We start from the raw sequence: 20,205 nt of genomic DNA, 5'->3' as shown, positions 1-20,205 counted from the left end.
GTGCGAGGAGGGCGACCGTAGTGGCCAACGAGGACAAGCTCCGGGACTACCTGAAGCGGGTCACGGCCGACCTGCAGAAGACCCGGCAGCGCCTGCACGAGGTGGAGGCGTCCGCGCACGAGCCGGTCGCGATCGTCGGCATGGCCTGCCGCTACCCCGGCGGCGTGACGAGCCCCGAGGACCTGTGGCGACTGGTCGAGTCGGGGACGGACGCCACCGGCGCGTTCCCGACCGACCGCGGCTGGGACCTGGAGTCCCTGTACGACCCCCAGTCGCTGCGGGAGGGCACGTCCTACACCTCGCGCGGCGGTTTCCTGTACGACGCGGCGGACTTCGACCCGACGTTCTTCGGCATCAGTCCCCGCGAGGCGGTCGGGCTGGACCCCCAGCAGCGGGTGCTGCTGGAGGTCGCGTGGGAGACCCTGGAGCGCGCCGGCATCGACCCCGCCTCGCTCGCCGGCAGCCCGACGGGCGTCTTCACCGGCCTGATGTACCACGACTACGCCGACAGCAACAGCTCGGGCAGCGTGGTCTCCGGCCGGGTCGCCTACACGCTGGGGCTGGAGGGACCGGCGGTCACCGTCGACACCGCCTGCTCGTCGTCGCTCGTGGCGCTGCACCTGGCGATCCAGGCGCTGCGCCGGGGTGACTGCACGCTCGCGCTCGTCGGGGGCGTCTCGGTCATGGCGACGCCGCTGACGTTCGTCGAGTTCTCCCGCCAGCGGGGCCTCTCGCCGGACGGGCGGTGCCGCTCGTACTCGGCGGACGCCGACGGCACCGGCTTCGCCGAGGGCGCCGGCGTGCTGCTGGTGGAGCGGCTGTCCGACGCGATCGAGCACGGGCACCGCGTCCTGGCGGTGGTCCGGGGCTCCGCGGTCAACCAGGACGGCGCGTCGAACGGGCTGACCGCGCCGAACGGACCGTCGCAGCAGCGCGTCATCGAGGCGGCGCTGGTGGACGCGGGCCTGTCGACGCGCCAGGTCGACGTGGTCGAGGGGCACGGCACCGGTACGACCCTCGGCGACCCGATCGAGGCGCAGGCGCTGCTCGCGACCTACGGCCAGGACCGGGAAGACCCGCTCTGGCTCGGCTCGGTGAAGTCGAACATCGGCCACACCCAGGCCGCCGCCGGGGTGGCCGGGGTGATCAAGATGGTGGAGGCGATCCGGCGCGGCGTGCTGCCCGCGACGCTGCACGCCGAGCAGCCGTCGGACCAGGTGGACTGGACGGCCGGGAACGTGCGGCTGCTGACCGAGGCCACGCCGTGGCCGCGGACCGGACAGCCGCGCCGGGCGGCGGTCTCCTCGTTCGGGTTCAGTGGCACGAACGCCCACGTCATCGTGGAGCAGGCGCCGGAGGCTGAGGCGCCCGAGCCGGCCTCGGCGCCGGTGACCTCGCTGCTGCTCACCGCCCGCGACGCCAACGGGCTGCGGGACCAGGCGCGCCGGCTGTCCGCCGTGCTGCCGCAGGCGGAGCCGGCCGAGCTGGGCTACGCCCTGGCCACCACCCGGACCCGCTTCGCGCACCGGGCCGCGGTGCTCGGGTCCTCCGTCGAGGAGTTGGGCGCCGGCCTGGCCGCCCTGGCCGGCGACGGGCAGGCCGCCAACCTGGTGCGTGGCCGGGTGGCCGACGGCGGGACCGCGATGCTCTTCTCCGGGCAGGGCGCGCAGCGGCTCGGCATGGGCCGGGGGCTGTACGCGGCGTACCCGGAGTTCGCGGCGGCGTTCGACGAGGTGTGCGCCGCGCTGGACCCGCACCTGGACCGGCCGCTGCGCGAGATCCTCGACACCGAGGAGCTGCACGAGACCGGCTGGACGCAGCCCGCCCTGTTCGCCGTCGAGGTCGCCCTGTACCGGCTCGTCCGGTCCTGGGGGGTCACCCCGTCGGTCCTGGCCGGGCACTCGATCGGTGAGCTGGCCGCCGCGTACGTCGCGGGGGTGTTCCCGCTCGCCGACGCCGCCCGCCTGGTCGCGGCGCGGGGCCGGCTGATGCAGGCGCTGCCGGCCGGTGGGGCGATGCTCGCCGTCCAGGCCACCGAGGCCGAGGTCGCGCCGCTGCTCGGCCCGGACGTCGACCTCGCCGCCGTCAACGGCCCGGACTCGGTGGTCGTCTCCGGCACCGAGGAGGCGGTGGCGGCGGTGGCCGCGCGGTTCGCCGACCGGCGGACCCGGCGGCTGACCGTGTCGCACGCCTTCCACTCGCCGCTGATGGATCCGATGCTCGCGGAGTTCCGGGCGGTGGCCGAGACGGTGACGTACGCGCCGCCGACGATCCCGCTGGTCTCCACGGTCACCGGCGCGCCGGTGGACGACGAGCTGACCACGGCGGAGTACTGGGTGGGGCAGGTCCGCGCGACCGTGCGCTTCGCGGACGCGGTACGCGCCGCCGCCGCGACCGGCGTCGCCTCGTTCCTCGAACTGGGCCCGGACACGGTGCTGGCCACGATGGTGGCGGACTGCCTGGACGGCGACGTGCTCGCCACGTCGGTGCTGCGCCGGGGCTCCGACGAGCCGCGCGCCCTGGTGGAGGCCGTGGCCCGACTGGAGACCCGGGGCGTCACGGTGGACCCGGGGGCGTTCTACCGCCGGTCCGGACCGTCCCTGGTCGACCTGCCGACGTACCCCTTCCAGCACGAAAGGTACTGGCGCGACAGCGTCGAGCCGGCCGCCGCCGACGGGGCCGGCGACGACGACGGCCTCTGGGCGGCGGTGGACAGCGGCGACCTCGACACCGTGGTCACCACCCTCGACGTGGACCCGCAGGCGCCCCTGGCGTCGGTGCTGCCCGCGCTCTCCGCCTGGCGCCGGGGGCGCCAGGAGCGCTCCGCTCTGGACGGCTGGCGTTACCAGGCGCAATGGGAGCGCCGCCCCGGCGGCACCCCGGGGACGCTGACCGGCACCTGGCTGCTGGTGCTCCCCGACCCGGCGTCGGCCGGGGACGCGGCTGCCGCCGTCGCCGACGCGCTCGCCGCGCACGGCGCCAGCGTCGTCACCACCGACCGGGACGGGCTGACCGACCACCTCGGCGGCGAACCGGCCGGCGTGGTGTCCCTGCTCGCGCTCGACGAGGCGTTCCTGCCCGGCCGCCCCGGTGTCCCGGCGGGCGCGGCCGCCACCCTCGACCTGATCCGTGCCCTCGCCGGGCGGGGCGTCCCGCTGTGGTGTCTCACCCGCGGCGCCGTCACCACCTCGCCGGCCGATCCGGTGACCGGGGTGGCGCAGTCGCAGGTGTGGGGCCTCGGCCGGGTGGCCGCGTTGGAGCTGCCGGACACCTGGGGTGGCCTGGTCGACCTGCCCGCCCACCTGGACGGGCGGACGGCCGCCGCGCTGGCCGGCGTGCTCGCCGGCATCGGGGAGGACCAGGTCGCGGTGCGCCCGGACGGGGTGTTCGTCCGCCGGCTGCACCGCGCGCCGGTGAGCGGCTCCCCGCGCTGGCGCGGCGCGTCCGGCACCGTGCTGGTCACCGGCGGCACCGGCACCCTCGGCATCGAGGCGGCCCGGCTGTACGCGGGGCACGGCGCCGAGCGGGTCGTCCTGCTGAGCCGGCGCGGCACCGCCCCCGCCGAGGCGCTCGACGAGCTGCGCGCACTGGGCGCGCAGGTCGACGTCGTCGCCTGCGACGTGGCCGACCGGACGGCCCTGGCGGCGGTGGTCGACCGCTACCCCGACGTGCGCGCCGTGGTGCACGTGGCGGGGCTGGCGCAGCTCACCGGCATCGTGGACATGGACCTCGACGAGTTCACCGACGTCGTCTCCGCCAAGGTCGCGGGCGCCGCCAACCTCGACGCCATCTTCGCGGAGCGGGACCTCGACGAGTTCGTGCTCTTCTCCTCCGTCGCCGGCGTCTGGGGCAGCGGCGGCCAGGCCGCCTACGCCGCCGGCAACGCCCACCTCTGCGCCCTCGCCGAGGCGCGGCGCGGCCGGGGGCAGCCGGCCGTCGCCCTCGCCTGGGGGCCGTGGGCCGAGAGCACGCTGGTGGACGACGAGATGTCGGCCTCCCTGCGCAAGCGGGGCCTGGCACCCATGGCGCCGGAACGCGCCGTCGCGGCCATGCGTACCGCACTGGCGGCCGGTGACCCGGCCGTCGTGCTCGCGGACGTGGACTGGGCGGCCTTCGTGCCGTCGTTCACCGCGCTGCGGCCCAACCGGCTGTTCGACACCATCCCCGAGGCGGTCGCGGAGCAGGAGCCGACCGGGACGGCCGCCTCCTCGGACTTCGCCCGTCAGCTGGCCGACCTGCCCGAGGCGGACCGCCTCGACCACGTGGTCGGGCTGGTCCGTGCCCAGGTCGCGCTCACGCTCGGCTACCCGGGCCCGGAGGCGGTCGAGCCGACCTCGGCGTTCAAGGAACTCGGCTTCGACTCGGTCACCGCCGTCGAGTTCCGCAACCGGATGGTCGAGGCCACCGGCGTCCGGCTCTCCGCGGCCGTCGCCTTCGACTACCCGACCCCGGTGGCGTTGGCCGAGCACATGCTGGCGACCGGCCGTACCGAGGTGGCGGTCGGCACCGCCGCCGCCGACGAGCCGATCGCCATCGTCGGCATGGGCTGCCGGTTCCCCGGTGACGTCGGCTCGCCGGAGGAGCTGTGGACGATGCTGCGCGAGGGGCGTGACGGCATCGGCCCGTTCCCCACCGACCGCGGCTGGAATTTGGACAGCCTGTTCCACCCCGACCCGGAGCACTCCGGGACGAGCTACGTCCGGGAGGCCGGCTTCCTCGCCGACCTGCCCGGCTTCGACGCGGACTTCTTCGGCATCAGCCCCCGCGAGGCGGAGGCCATGGACCCGCAGCAGCGGCTGGTGCTGGAGACGTCCTGGACGGCCTTCGAGGACGCCGGGATCGACCCGACCACGCTGCGGGGCAGCGCGACCGGGGTGTACGTCGGCGCCAACATCGTCGACTACGCCCGGATCGCCGCGGGAGCGGGCGCGAGCGCGGAGGGCCTCATGGCCACCGGGAACGCGTCGAGCATCATGTCCGGCCGGCTCTCGTACGTGCTGGGGCTGGAGGGACCGGCCGTGACGGTGGACACCGCCTGCTCGGCGTCGTTGGTGGCGATGCACCTGGCGGTGAAGGCGCTGCGCGCGGGCGAGTGCGCGATGGCGATCGCGGGCGGGGTGACCGCCATGTCGACGCCGGGCGGGTTCGTGGAGTTCAGCCGGATGCGCGGCCTCGCCCCGGACGGGCGCTGCAAGGCGTTCGCGGCCGGTGCGGACGGCACCAACTGGGGCGAGGGCGTCGGGATGGTCGTGCTGGAGCGGCTCTCCGACGCGCTGGCCGCGGGGCACGAGGTGCTGGCCGTGGTGCGCGGGAGCGCGGTCAACCAGGACGGCGCGTCCAACGGGCTGACCGCGCCGAACGGGCCGGCGCAGCAGCGGGTCATCCGGCAGGCGCTGGCCGACGCCGGACTCTCCACCTCGGACGTCGACGTGGTCGAGGCGCACGGCACCGGTACCACGCTGGGCGACCCCATCGAGGTCGACGCCCTGTTCGCCACCTACGGCCGGGACCGGGCCGGTGACCGGCCGCTCTGGCTGGGCTCGGTCAAGTCGAACCTCGGGCACACCCAGGCCGCCGCCGGCGTCGCCGGGGTGATCAAGATGGTGCTCGCGCTGCGGCACGGTGAACTGCCCCGGACCCTGCACGTGGCCGAGCCGACGACGCACGTCGACTGGTCGGGTGGGGTACGGCTGCTGGCCGAACCGCAGCCGTGGCCGCGCGCCGGGCAGCCGCGTCGCGCCGGTGTCTCGTCGTTCGGCTTCAGCGGCACCAACGCCCACCTCGTCATCGAGGAGGCCCCGCGGACCCCGGAGGTCGAACGGTCGCACGACGACGGCCCGGTCGCGCTGGTGCTCTCCGCCCGGTCGGACGGCGCGCTGCGCCAGCAGGCCGTCGAGATCGCGCCGCTGCTGGCCGACGTGCCGCCGCGCGACCTGGCGTACTCGCTCACCCGACGGGCCACGCACCCGCGTCGCGCGGTCGTGGTCGGCGGGGTCGACGAGCTGCGCGCCGGCCTCGCCGCGCTCGCGGCGGGGGAGCCCGCGCCGAACCTGGTCACCGGGGTCGCCTCCGGCGCGCCCGGCAAGGTGGCGTTCTCCTTCCCGGGGCAGGGCTCCCAGTGGATCGGGATGGCCGTGGAACTGCTCGACGCCTCCCCGGTTTTCGCCGCGCGGATGGCCGAGTGCGCGGACGCCCTGGCGCCGCACGTGGACTGGTCGCTGGAGGCCGTCCTGCGCGAGGGCCGGGACCTGGACCGGGTGGACGTCGTGCAGCCCGTCCTGTTCGCCGTGATGGTGTCGCTGGCCGAGCTGTGGCGCCACCACGGCGTCGAGCCCGCCGCCGTGGTGGGGCACTCCCAGGGGGAGATCGCCGCGGCCTGCGTGGCGGGCGCCCTCTCCGTGGCGGACGCGGCCCGGGTCGTGGCACTGCGCAGCCGGGCGCTGCTGCGCCTGTCCGGCAAGGGCGGCATGGTCTCCGTGCCGCTGCCCGCGGACGAGGTGCGGGAGCGGCTGGAGCGCCTCGGCGGCCGGGTGACCGTCGCGACGGTCAACGGCCCCCGGACCACGGTGGTGGCCGGCGAGCTGGACGGCCTCGACGAGCTGCTGGCCGAGTGCGAACGCGACGGTGTCCGCGCCAAGCGCATCCACGTGGACTACGCGTCGCACTCGGCGTACGTGGCGGAGCTGCACGAGGAGCTGCGCGACGTCCTGGCCGGGCTGGAGCCCCGCCGGCCCGAGGTGCCGCTCTACTCCACCGTGGACGACCGCTGGCTCGACGACGTGCCGATGGACGCCGAGTACTGGTACCGCAACCTGCGCCAGACGGTGTGGTTCGAGCCCGCGATCCGCGCCCTGCTCGACGCGGGCGTCAGCACGATCGTGGAGGTCAGCCCGCACCCCGTGCTGACCATCGGCGTGCAGGACGTCATCGACGACGCGGAGGCCGCCGCCACCGTGGTCGGTACGCTGCGCCGCGACGAGGGTGGCCTGGCCCGCTTCCTGCTCTCCCTGGGCGAGGCGTACGCGCACGGCGTGCGTCCCCGCTGGGACGACGAGGGGGCGCGCCGGGTCCGGCTGCCCGGCTACCCGTTCCAGCACGAGCGGTACTGGCCCGCCGTCGGGACGGCCACCGCCGACGCGGCCGGGCTGGGCCTCGGCGCGACCGAGCACCCGCTGCTCGGCGCGGCGGTCGCCCTGGCCGACACCGAGGGCGTGCTGTTCACCGGCCGCGTCTCGGTGGGCGCCCATCCCTGGCTGGCCGACCACGCGGTGGGCGGACAGGTGATCGTGCCCGGGACCGCGCTGGTGGATCTGGCGGTCCGGGCCGGCGACGAGGTGGACTGCGGGCGCGTCGAGGAGCTGACCCTGACCGCGCCCCTGGCCCTGCCCGAGCGGGGCGGGGTCCAGGTGCAGATGCGGGTCGGCCCGCCCGACGAGAACGCGCAGCGCCAGGTGACCATCCACTCCCGACCGGACGGGGTCGCCACCGACGCGGCGCCGTGGGTGCGCAACGCCGTCGGTCTGCTGGCCCCCGCGGAGCCGGCGGGCGGTTTCGAGACCCGGTGGCCGCCGGAGGCCGAGGTCGTCCCGTCCGACGAGCTGTACACCACCCTGGCTTCGGCGGGTCTCGCGTACGGCCCGACGTTCCGGGGCGTGCGCCGGGTGTGGCGCCGGGGCGAGGAGATCCTCGCCGAGGTCGCCCTGCCGGCGGACGCCGCCCGTACGGCGGGCGGGTACAACCTGCACCCGGCGCTGCTCGACGCCGCACTGCACCCGCTCGCGCTCGCCGGCACGAGCACCGAGGCGCTGCTGCCGTTCGAGTGGAGCGGCGTGTCCGTGTACGCCACCGGCGCGACGGAGCTGCGCGTCCGGCTGCGCCCGCGTGGCCGGAACACGGTCGAGGTGACCGTCGCCGACCAGAGCAACGCGGTGGTCGCCGAGGTGGAGTCGCTGGTGCTGCGGGAGGCCGCCACCACCACCGCGCAGCCGAGCACGCACCACGACGCCCTGTTCCGCCTGGAGTGGACGCCGGCCGCGACTCCGGCCGCCCTGCCGGACGGCCGGTGGGCGGCGCTCGGCGGGTGCACCCTGCCGCAGGACGCCGGCCTCGACGCGGACAGCTACCCGGACCTGGCGACGCTGCGGGCCAGCGTGGCGGACGGCGCGCCGGTTCCCGCCCTGGTCGTGCTGCCCTGCGTGGCCGGTGCGGCCGGTGCGGCCGACGATCCCGCCGGGGCGGCGCACCGGATCGTCCACGACACCCTCGCGGTGCTGCGTGAGTGGCTGGCGGAGGACCGGTTCGCCGACGCCCGGCTGGTCGTCGTCACGCGGGGCGCGGTGAGCGTGCACGAGGCGGCCCCGGATCTGGCCAGCTCGCCGGTGTGGGGCCTGCTCCGGTCCGCCCAGAGCGAGAACCCGGACCGCTTCGTCCTGCTCGACGTCGACGACCGGGAACCGCACCGGGCGCTCGTGGCGGCGGTCGCGGTCGACGAGCCGCAGCTCGCCGTCCGCGACGGCGTCCTGCTGGTCCCGCGCCTCGCCCGGGCGGCCAGCGGCCCCGCGTTGGTGGCGCCGCCGGTCGACCGCTGGCGGCTGGACGTCACCGAGCGCGGCACGCTGGACAACCTCGCCCTGCTGCCCGAGGAGGAGGTCCCCGGCCTGGCGCCGGGCCAGGTGCGCATCTCGATGCGGGCCGCCGGTCTGAACTTCCGGGACGTGCTGATCGCCCTCGACATGTACCCCGGCGGCGGCGTGATGGGCGGCGAGGGTGCCGGCGTGGTCGTCGAGGCCGCGCCGGACGTGACCGGCTTCGCGGTCGGCGACCGGGTCATGGGCCTCTTCTACGGCGCTTTCGGCACCGAGGTGGTCACCGACGCGCGGGTGGTCGTGCCGATGCCGTCGGGCTGGTCGTTCACCACCGCGGCGTCGACGCCCATCGCGTTCTGCACCGCCCACCACGCGCTCGTCGACCTGGCCCAGGTGAAGCCGGGGGAGCGGGTGTTGGTGCACGCCGCCGCCGGTGGCGTCGGCATGGCGGCCGTCCGGCTCGCCCGACACCTCGGCGCGGAGGTGTACGGCACCGCCAGCCCCGGCAAGTGGGACGCGTTGCGCGCGATGGGGCTGCCGGACACCCACATCGGCAACTCCCGCACGCTGGAGTTCGAGGAGCGGTTCGCCGGGGCCGGGATCGACGTGGTGATCGACTCGCTGGCCAAGGAGTTCGTCGACGCCTCGCTGCGCCTGCTGCGCCCCGGCGGCCGGTTCGTCGAGATGGGCAAGACCGACGTACGCGACCCGGGACGGGTGGCCGAGGAGCACCCGGGGGTCGAGTACCAGGCGTTCGACCTGCTCGCCAACGACCCGGCACAGGTCGGCGCGATCCTGCGGGACGTGCTCGCGCTCCTCGCGGAGGAGCGCGTCACGCCGCTGCCGGTCCGCACGTACGACCTGCGCCGCGCCCCGGAGGCGTTCCGGATCATGGCGAAGGCGCAGCACGTCGGCAAGCTGGTGCTCACCGCGCCGCCGCGGCGGAACCCCGACGGCACGGTGCTGATCACCGGCGGCACCGGCACCCTCGGCGCCATGCTGGCCCGGCACCTGGTGACCCGGGGCGGGGTGCGGCACCTGCTGCTCACCAGCCGGCGCGGCCCGGACGCCCCCGGCGCCGCCGAGCTGGTGGCCGAGCTGACCGGGCACGGGGCGCAGGTCACCGTCGCGGCCTGTGACGCCGCGGACCGCGCGGCGCTGGCCGAGACCCTGGCCCGCGTCCCCGCCGCGCACCCGCTGACCGTCGTGGTGCACACCGCCGGCGTGCTGGACGACGCCGTGGTCTCCGCGCTCACCCCCGCGCAGGTGGACGCGGTGCTGCGCCCGAAGGTCGACGCCGCGGTGAACCTGCACGAGCTGACGCTCGACGGCGAGCTGGCCGAGTTCGTGGTCTTCTCCGCCGCCGCCGGCACGCTCGGCGGCCCGGGCCAGGGCAACTACGCGGCGGCGAACACGTTCCTGGACGCGCTCGTGGCGCGGCGCCGCGCGGCCGGGCTGCCCGCCCGCTCGCTGGCCTGGGGTCTGTGGGGCGAGGCGAGCGGGATGACCGCCCACCTCGACGCCAACGACCGCGCCCGGATGGCCCGCGTCGGGCTGGTGGAACTGTCGGTGGAGCAGGGGCTGGCCCTCTACGACGCGGCGGAGCTGCACGACGAGCCGCTGCTGGTGCCGATGCCGGTGGACCCGGCGGTGCTGCGCGAACTGGGCCGGGCGGGCATACTGCCCGCGCTGATGCGGGGCCTGGTGCGGGGTCCGTCCCGGCGGGCGGTGGAGCAGACCACGCAGTCGCCCGGCGCCCTGCGGGAGAGCCTGGCGAGCCAGAGCGGCCCGCAGCGGCGGCACACCGTGCTGGAGTTCGTCAAGGCACAGGCCGCCGCCGTGCTCGGGCACGCCGGCGCGGGCGCGGTGGACGCCGACCGGCCGTTCACCGAACTCGGCTTCGACTCGCTCACGGCCGTCGAGTTCCGCAACCGGCTGAAGACGGCCACCGGCCTGAAGCTCTCCGCCACCACGGTCTTCGACTACCCGACCGCCGCGGCGCTCACCGATCACCTGCTGGCCGGGCTGGCCCCCGCCGAGGCGGACCCGGCCGCGGCGCTGCTGGCCGAGCTGGACCGGTTGGAACGCTCGTTCACCCAGGCCGGCGCGGCGGGCCTGCCGGGTCCGGTCAAGGCACGGATTACCGAGCGGTTGCACGCGGTGATGTCGAATTGGAGTGGCAGGTCCGACGCGGAGACCCCATCCGACGGTCCGGACGTGGGCCTGGCGCTGCAGACCGCCTCGGCCGACGAGCTGTTGCGGTTCATCGACGACGAACTCGGCGCCGCCTGAACCCCACGCGCTGAGGAGGGCTTACTGATGGCGAACGAAGAGCAGCTTGTCGAGTACCTCCGGCGCGTGACGGCCGACCTGCACGAGACGCGGCGGAAGCTGCGTACCGCGACGGAGCGGGAGCCGATCGCCATCGTCGGCATCGGCTGCCGCTTCCCCGGGGGCGTACGCTCCGCCGACGACCTGTGGGAGCTGGTGTCGTCCGACGGCGACGGCACCACCGACTTCCCCACGGACCGGGGCTGGGACCTGGACGACCTGTTCGACCCGGACAGCGGCACCGGCACCAGCTACGTGCGGCGGGGCGGCTTCATCTCCGACGCCATCGACTTCGACGCGGGCTTCTTCGGCATCAGCCCGCGCGAGGCGCTCGCGATGGACCCGCAGCAGCGGCTGATGCTGGAGACGTCGTGGGAGGCGTTCGAGCACGCCGGGATCGACCCGCACTCGCTGCGCGGCAGCCGCACCGGCGTCTTCGTCGGCGCGAACAGCGTCGAGTACGTGTCGGTCATGCAGCGCGACGTGGACTCGCTGATCGGCTACACGATGACCGGGGTCGCGGGCAGCGTGGTCTCCGGCCGGGTGTCGTACGTGCTGGGGCTGGAGGGACCGGCGGTCACCGTCGACACGGCGTGCTCGTCGTCCCTGGTGGCGATGCACGTGGCCGCGCACGCGCTGCGCAGCGGCGACTGCGACCTCGCGCTGGCCGGCGGCAGCTGCGTCATCGCCACGCCGGGCACGTTCATCGAGTTCTCCAGCCAGAAGGGGCTCGCCCCGGACGGGCGGGTTAAGGCGTTCGCCTCGGCGGCGGACGGCACGGCGTTCGGCGAGGGCGCCGGCGTACTCGTGCTGGAGAAGCTGTCGGACGCGCGCCGCAACGGCCACCGGATCCTGGCCGTGATGCGCGGCTCGGCGGTCAACCAGGACGGCGCGTCGAACGGCCTCACCGCGCCGAACGGGCCGTCGCAGCAGCGGGTCATCCGCGCCGCGCTGGCCAGCGCCGGGCTCACCGCCGCCGACGTGGACGCCGTGGAGGCGCACGGCACCGGCACCACGCTCGGCGACCCGATCGAGGCCCAGTCGCTCATCGCCACGTACGGCCAGGAGCGCGACCGGCCGCTCTGGCTCGGCTCGGTGAAGTCCAACCTCGGGCACACCCAGGCCGCCGCAGGCGTCGCGGGCGTGATCAAGATGATCATGGCGCTGCGGCACGAGGAGCTGCCCCGCACCCTGCACGTGGACCAGCCGTCGCACCACGTGGACTGGACCGACGGCGCGGTCCGGCTGCTGGACGAGCCGGTGCCCTGGCCGCGGGGCGAGGCCCCGCGGCGCGCCGGCGTCTCGTCGTTCGGCATCTCGGGCACCAACGCCCACGTGGTGATCGAGGAACCGCCGCCCGTCGAGGCCCCGGAGGACGCCGAGCCGGCCGACGGCCCCACCCTCTGGGTACTGTCGGCCCGCACCGAGGCGGCCCTGCGCGACCAGGCGGTCCGGCTGCGCGAACACCTGGCCGGCGGCTACGCCGAGCACGACGTCGCGCACGCCCTCGCCACCACCCGCGCCCGCCTCCCGTACCGCGCCGTCCTCGTCGGGGACCGGGCGGAGCTGGCGACCGCGCTCGACGCGCTCGCCGACGGCGGCGCCGCCCGCAACCTCGTGACCGGGCTCGCCGAGGTCGGCGAGCGCACCGCCTTCCTCTTCCCCGGCCAGGGCTCGCAGTGGCCGGGCATGGCCGCCGAGCTGCTGGACACCTCGCCGGTCTTCGCCGCCCGGATGGCGCAGTGCGCCGCCGCCGTGGACCGGCACACCGACTGGTCGCTGCTCGACGTGCTGCGCGGCGTTCCGGGCGCCGCCTCCCTGGACCGGGTCGACGTCGTGCAGCCCGCGCTGTTCGCCATGATGGTCTCGCTGGCGGCGCTGTGGCGCTCGCACGGCGTCGAGCCCGCCGCCGTGGTCGGGCACTCCCAGGGCGAGATCGCCGCCGCCTGCGTGGCCGGCGCGCTCACCCTGGAGGACGCCGCCCTCGTGGTGGCCCGGCGCAGCCAGCTGATCGCCGTGGACCTCGCCGGGCGGGGCGGGATGGTGTCGGTGTCCGAGCCGGTCGCGAAGGTCGCCCGGCGGCTGCGGCCCGGCCTGTCGATCGCCGCCGTGAACGGGCCCTCCACCGTGGTCGTCTCCGGCGCGCCCGAGGCACTCGACGAGCTGCTGGCCGAGTGCGAGCGGGACGAGGTCCGGGCCCGGCGCATCGACGTCGACTACGCCTCGCACTCCGCGCACGTCGAGTCGATGCGCGACGAACTGCTCCGGGTCCTCGCCCCCGTCCGCCCGCGCACCGCCGACATCCCGCTCTACTCGACCGTCACGGGCGAGCTGATCGACACCGCGGAGCTGACCGCCGAGTACTGGTACCGGAACCTGCGACAGACCGTCGAGTTCGAGCAGACCGTACGCGGCCTGGTCGCCGACGGCGTCGACTCGTTCGTCGAGGTCAGCTCGCACCCCGTGCTCGTACCCGCCGTGCAGGACCTGCTCGACGGGGCGGCCGGCGGCTCCGTCGTCGGCACGCTGCGCCGCGACGAGGGCGGCCTGCGCCGGTTCCTGCTGTCGCTGGGGCAGGCGCACACCCGCGGCGTACGGCCCGACTGGGCCACGCTGGTCACCGCCGGGGCCCGGCCGGTCGCCCTGCCGACGTACGCCTTCCAGCGCCGGACCTACTGGCCCAGCGGCGCGGGCGCCCCGGTCGACGCCACCGGCCTCGGCCTCGGCTCCACCGGCCACCCGCTGCTCGGCGCGGCCGTGTCCCTCGCCGGCGCCGACGGGGTGCTGCTCACCGGCCGGCTGTCGACCTCGGCGCACCCGTGGCTCGCCGACCACCGGGTGGCGGGCCGGATCCTGCTGCCCGGCACGGCCTTCGTCGAGCTGGCGATCCGCGCCGGTGACGAGGTCGGCGCCACCGAGATCGAGGAACTGACGCTCGAGGCCCCCCTGGTGGTCCCGGAGCGGGGCGCGGTGCAGGTCCAGCTCCGAGTAGGCGAGCCCGGCCCGGACGGCGCCCGGCGGCTGACGGTCCACTCGCGACCCGACGCGGACGGCCCGTGGACCCGGCACGCCACCGGCACCCTGGGCGCCGGCGCGCCCGGCGCCGGGGACCGCGCGGCGGCCCCGGCGGGGGTCTGGCCGCCCGAGGGCGCCGAGGCGGTGGACACCGGCGACCTGTACGACCGCTTCGCGTCGCTCGACGTGACGTACGGGCCCGCCTTCGGCGGCCTGGGCACGGTGTGGCGGCGGGGCGACGAGCTGTTCGCCGAGGTCGCGGCGCCCGAGACGGCGAAGGTCGCGGGCTTCGGTCTGCACCCCGCCCTGCTCGACGCGGCGCTGCACCCGCTCGGCCTGGGCGCGTTCACCGAGGACGACGGCGCGGGCGGCCCCTGGCTGCCGTTCGCCTGGCACGGGGTGACCCTGCACGCCACCGGTGCCACCCGGCTGCGGGTCGCCATCCGCCCGGCCGGCCCGAACGCCGTCGCGGTGACCGTCGCCGACCACGCGGGCGCGCCCGTCGCCGCGATCGACGCGCTGGCCGTACGCCGGCTGCCGGCGGGCGCGCTGGCCGCCCTGACCAACCCGCGTCACCAGGCGATGCACGTGCTGGACTGGGTGCCGGTCCCGGTGGCCGACGGCCCCGCCACCCTCGCGGTCGTGGGCGGCGAGCTGCCCGGCGCGACCGCGTACGACAGCCTCGCCGCGATCACCGAGGTGCCCGACCACGTGGTCCTCCCGGTCACCCGCGACGGCGACGACCTGGTCGGGGCCACCCACCGGGCGGTGGAGCGCACCCTCGCCGCCGTGCAGGAGTGGCTCGCCGACGACCGGTTCGCCGAGGCCCGGCTGGTCCTGCTCACCGAGGGCGCGACCGACGGGACCGATCCGGCGCTCGCCGCGGTGTGGGGGCTGGTGCGCTCCGCGCAGTCCGAGAACCCCGGGCGGTTCGTCCTGGTCGACGTGGCGGGCGAGCGGTGGCGGCCGAACCTGCTGCCCGCGCTGCGTACGGATGAGCCGCAGCTCGCCCTGCGCGACACCGAGGTGCTCGCGCCCCGCCTCGCCAAGGCGGCGGGGGAGCCGGCCACGCCGCCGGAGATCACCGGAACCGTCCTGGTCACCGGCGCCTCGGGCACGCTCGGCCGCCTCGTCGCCCGGCACCTCGTGGCGCGCCACGGCGTCCGCCGGCTCGTGCTCGCCGGCCGCCGCGGCATGACCGGGGAACTGGCGACCCTGCACGACGAGCTGACCGCCCAGGGCGTCCACGTGACGGTCGCCGCCTGCGACGCCGCCGACCGGGAGGCGCTGGCCGCGCTCGTCGCGGAGCACCCGCCCACGGCGGTCGTGCACACGGCCGGCGTCCTCGACGACGGGATGATCGCGTCGCTCACGCCGGAGCGGCTGGTGACCGCGCTGCGCCCGAAGGTCGACGCGCTGGTCAACCTGCACGAGCTGGCGGGCGACCTGAGCGCCTTCGTCGTCTTCTCCTCGGCCGCGGGCGTCCTCGGCGGCCCGGGGCAGGGCAACTACGCGGCGGCCAACGCCTTCGTCGACGCGTTCGCCGCCCACCGGCGGGCCCGGGGACTGCCCGCCGTGTCGCTGGCGTGGGGCATGTGGGCGGAGCGTACCGGCCTCACCGGTGCCCTCGACGACGCCGACCTGGCCCGGATGCGGCGCTCCGGCGTACGCCCGCTCTCCACCGAGGACGGACTCGCGCTCTTCGACGAGGCGCTCGGCGCCTCGGAGGCCGCCCTCGTGCCGATCCACCTGGACCTCGCCGCGCTGCGGGAGCAGGCCACCGGCGCGGTGCTGCCCACGGTGCTGCGCGGCCTGGTCCGCACCCCCGCGCGACGCCAGGTCTCGTCCGACGCGGCGGCGGCCTCCGACCTGGTGACGGCGCTGGCCGCCCGGGGCCCGGCGGAGCGCCGCAAGGAGCTCGTGGACGTCGTCCGCGCGCAGGTCGCGGTCGTGCTGGGGCACAGTGGCGGCGACGCGGTCGGGGCCACGACGGCCTTCAAGGAGTTGGGCTTCGACTCGCTCACCGCGGTCGAGTTCCGCAACCGGCTCAACGCGGTGGTCGGCCTGCGGCTGCCCGTCACGCTGGTCTTCGACTACCCGAACCCGACGGCGCTCGCCGAGCACCTGGACGCGGAACTCTTCGCCGGCGGGCCGGCCGCCGCCGTGGTGGTGGCCTCGTCCGACGGCGGCGACGACCCGATCGCGATCGTCGGCATGGGCTGCCGCTTCCCCGGCGGCGCCAGCTCGCCCGAGAAGCTGTGGGACCTGGTCGCGGCGGGCGTCGACGCGGTGGCCGGCTTCCCGACCGACCGGGGCTGGGACATCGACAACCTCGTCGACCCGGACCCGGACAAGGCAGGCCGCACCTACTGCGGCGAGGGCGCCTTCCTGTACGACGCGGCCTGGTTCGACGCCGAGTTCTTCGGCATCTCCCGGCGCGAGGCACTGGCCATGGACCCGCAGCAGCGGCTCTTCCTGGAGACCTCGTGGGAGGCCGTCGAGCGGGCCGGGATCGACCCGACCACCCTGCGCGGCAGCCGCACCGGCGTCTTCGCCGGCCTCATGTACCACGACTACAGCGCGCACCTGCAACACCTGCCCGCCGAGCTGGACGGCTTCATCGGCACCGGCGTAGCCGGCGGCGTGGTCTCCGGCCGGGTGTCGTACACGCTGGGGCTGGAGGGGCCGGCCGTCACCGTCGACACGGCGTGCTCGTCGTCGCTGGTCACCCTGCACCTGGCCGCCCAGGCGCTGCGGCGCGGCGAGTGCACGCTGGCGCTGGCCGGCGGCGTGACCGTGCTGGCGACGCCCAGCGCGTTCATCGACTTCAGCCGCCAGCGGGCCCTCGCGCCGGACGGCCGGTGCAAGTCCTTCGCCGCCGGCGCCGACGGCACCGGCTGGGGGGAGGGCGTCGGGGTGCTGGTGCTCGAACGGCTCTCCGACGCGCGCCGCAACGGCCACCCGGTGCTCGCCGTCGTGCGCGCCACCGCCGTCAACCAGGACGGCGCGAGCAACGGCATGACCGCGCCGAACGGCCCCTCCCAGCAGCGGCTGGTCAACCAGGCGCTCGCCGACGCGCGGCTGCGCCCGGCCGACGTGGACGCGGTGGAGGCGCACGGCACCGGCACCACGCTGGGCGACCCGATCGAGGCCCGGTCGCTGATCGCGACGTACGGCCGGGACCGGGACGGGCAGCCGCTCTGGGTCGGCTCGATCAAGTCGAACATCGGGCACACGCAGGCCGCCGCCGGCGTCGCCGGGGTGATCAAGATGGTGGAGGCGATCCGGCACGGGGTGCTGCCGCGGACGCTGCACGTGGACGCGCCGTCGCCGCACGTGGACTGGGCCGAGGGCGACGTCCGGCTGCTGACCGAGGCGGTGCCGTGGCCGGAGACGGGACGCCCGCGCCGCGCCGGCGTCTCGTCGTTCGGCATCTCCGGCACCAACGCGCACGCGATCATCGAACAGGCGCCGGAGTCGGTGGTGGTGGACTCGACCGCCGAGGTGCCGGTGGTGCCCCTGCTGGTGTCCGGCCGCGACCAGGCCGCGCTGCGGGAGCAGGCGGCCCGGCTCGCCGCGCACCTCACCGAGGACACCTGCGCCGTCGACGTGGGCTTCTCGCTGGCCACCACCCGTACCGCGCTGCGGCACCGGGCCGCCGTACTCGGCAGGGACCTGGACGAGCTGCGTGCCGGGCTGTCCGCGCTGGCCCGGGGCGAGCACGTCGCCACAGCTGTCGGCGGGGTCGCGGAGACCGCCGGCGCGACGGCGGTGCTCTTCACCGGCCAGGGGGCGCAGCGGGTCGGGATGGCGGCGGAGCTGCTTGCCCTCCCGGCGTTCGCGCGGGCGTTCGACGAGGTGTGCGGCGAGCTGGACCGGCACCTGGACCGGCCGCTGCGGGAGGTGCTCGACACCGACGAGGTGCACCAGACCGGGTGGGCGCAGCCGGCGTTGTTCGCGGTCGAGGTGGCGCTGTTCCGGTTGTTCGAGTCGTGGGGCGTACGGCCCGACCACGTGGCCGGGCACTCGATCGGCGAGCTGGCGGCGGCGCACGTGGCGGGGGTCCTCACCCTGGCCGACGCCGCCCGGTTGGTGGCCGCCCGCGGCCGGCTGATGCAGGCGCTGCCCGGCGGCGGCGCGATGGTGGCCGTGCGGGCCGCCGAGGACGAGGTCGCGCCCCTGCTCTCCGGCGGCGTGGCGATCGCCGCGGTGAACGGCCCGGAGTCGGTGGTGCTCTCCGGCGAGGAGGGCGCCACCCTGGCGGTCGCCGAGGAGCTGGCCGGCGCCGGACGCAAGACGAAGCGGCTGACCGTGTCGCACGCGTTCCACTCGCCGCTGATGGACCCCATGCTCGACGAGTTCCGCGCGGTGGCCGAGTCCGTCGCGCACCACCCGCCGACGATCCCCGTGATCTCCACGGTCACCGGCGACGTCGCCGAGCTGACGCCCGACTACTGGGTGGACCAGGTGCGGGCCACGGTGCGCTTCGCCGCCGCGGTCGAGGCGCTGGCCGCCCGGGGCGTACGCACGTTCCTCGAACTGGGCCCGGACGCGGTGCTCACCGCGCTCGGCCGCGATTGCGTGGCGGACGGCGAGTTCGTCCCCGCGCAGCGCGCCGACCGGGACGGGCCGCTGGCGGTCACCGAGGCGCTCGCCCGCCTGCACACTCGTGGCGTACCGGTCGACTGGGCAAGCTTCTTCGCCGGCGCCCGCCCGGTGCACCTGCCCACGTACGCCTTCCAGCGCACCCGCCTGTGGCCGGACCCGCCCGCCGCCACCGTGCCGGCCGACGACTTCTGGACCGCCGTCGACCGCGACGACCTGGGCACGCTGCTGGGCCTCGACGACACCGCCACCCTGAAGGACGTCGCGGTCGCCCTGGCGACGTGGCGGCGCGGGCCCGCGCCGGGCTACCAGGTGCGGTGGTCCCCGGTCACGGAGCTGCCGGTGGCCGCGCTCCAGGGCATCTGGTTGGTGCCGGAGGGCGCCGAGCGGATCGCGGAGGCGATGACCGGGCACGGCGCGGACGTGCGGGTCTACCGCGACGGCACGCCGGCCGAACTGCTCGACCTCGCGCCCGACCACGTCGTGGCGGGGGTGCTGACGGCGCCCGCCGGGCCCGCGCCGGCCGTGCTGCTCGGGGCGCTCGACGAGGCCCGCATCGACTCCCCGGTGTGGAGCCTGACCCGGCACGCGGTGGCGGTCACCCCCGCGGACCCGGTCACCGACCTGACCGGTGCCGCCAGGTGGGGCTTCGGCCGGAGCGCCGCCGTCACCACGCCCCGTGCCTGGGGCGGCGTCGTGGACCTGCCGGAGGCGCTCGACGAACGCACGCTGACCGCCCTGTGCCGGGTGCTCACCCGGGGCGCGGGCGAGGACCAGGTGGCCCTGCGCCCGGCGGGCGTCTTCGCCCGCCGGCTCGTCGCGGCCCCCGCGCCGACCGGCGAGCCGTGGCGGCCCACCAACCCGGTGGCGCTGCACGGCGGGCCGCTGGCGGACCGGATCGCCGCCCTGCTCCGGGCGGCGGACGTGCAGGTCGTCACCGGTGCCGCCGAGACGGTGGTCGTCACCAGCGACGCCGACGATCCGATCGCGACCGCCCTGGCCGCCCAGGCGGACCGGCTCGTGCTCGTGCACACGGTCGACGAGGCGTTCGGCGTCGCCGGTGCCGCCGAGACGGCGGCCGTCTTCGACGCGATCGCCCGGCAGCACGCCGGGGGAGTGTCGATGGCGGTCGGACCGGACCTCACCGTCGAGCAGTTCGCCGCGGTGGTGGGCGCGGGCGCGGTAGGCCGGATCGCGGCCGCCGTCGACTGGGCCACCTTTGTGCCGGAGTTCACCCGTTACCGGCCGAGCCCGCTGCTGCGGGACCTGCCGGACGCGATGAGCCACGTCGTCGAGACCGCCGAGGACACGCTCGACGCCGACAGCCCGGAGGCGGTGCGGCGGCTCCTCGACGGCGCCGGCGAGGCCGAGAGCCGCACGGTGCTGTCGTACGTGGTGCGGGCCCAGACCGCGTACACGCTCGGTCTGCCGTCGGCCGCGATGGTCGACGAGGACCAGGAGTTCCTCGACATCGGTTTCTCCTCGCTGACCGCCGTGGAGCTGCGCCGCAGGCTCGAAGCCCTCACCGGGCTGGAGCTGACCGCCGCGCTCGTCTACGACCACCCGACGCCTGCCGAGGTGGTCGAGGAACTACTCGCCCAGCGAGCCCTCGTCGCGTAGCAGACCCCTCACGAGGAGGAGCGCTCCTTCGTCTCGCCTTCGCAGAAGG

General features: G+C 76.1%; 1 protein-coding gene and 1 pseudogene. Both read left to right on the top strand.

Annotated elements, in window-relative coordinates:
* Positions 1-20: 20 nt before the first annotated feature.
* Positions 21-10,877 (top strand): type I polyketide synthase, encoded by a 10,857-nt coding sequence (locus V6V16_RS21795; RefSeq protein WP_442934129.1) that lies wholly within the window; start codon positions 21-23, stop codon positions 10,875-10,877.
* A 66-nt stretch (positions 10,878-10,943) separates the two neighbouring features.
* Positions 10,944-20,156, top strand: a pseudogene (locus V6V16_RS21790) (type I polyketide synthase); the annotation flags it as partial.
* Positions 20,157-20,205: the final 49 nt, after the last annotated feature.

Origin of the sequence: Micromonospora sp. CPCC 205561, assembly GCF_036906775.1 — a bacterium.
Classification (GTDB): domain Bacteria; phylum Actinomycetota; class Actinomycetes; order Mycobacteriales; family Micromonosporaceae; genus Micromonospora.
The sequence above is the reverse complement of the archived record's forward strand: the minus strand, read 5'-3'. Positions and strand labels throughout refer to the sequence as shown.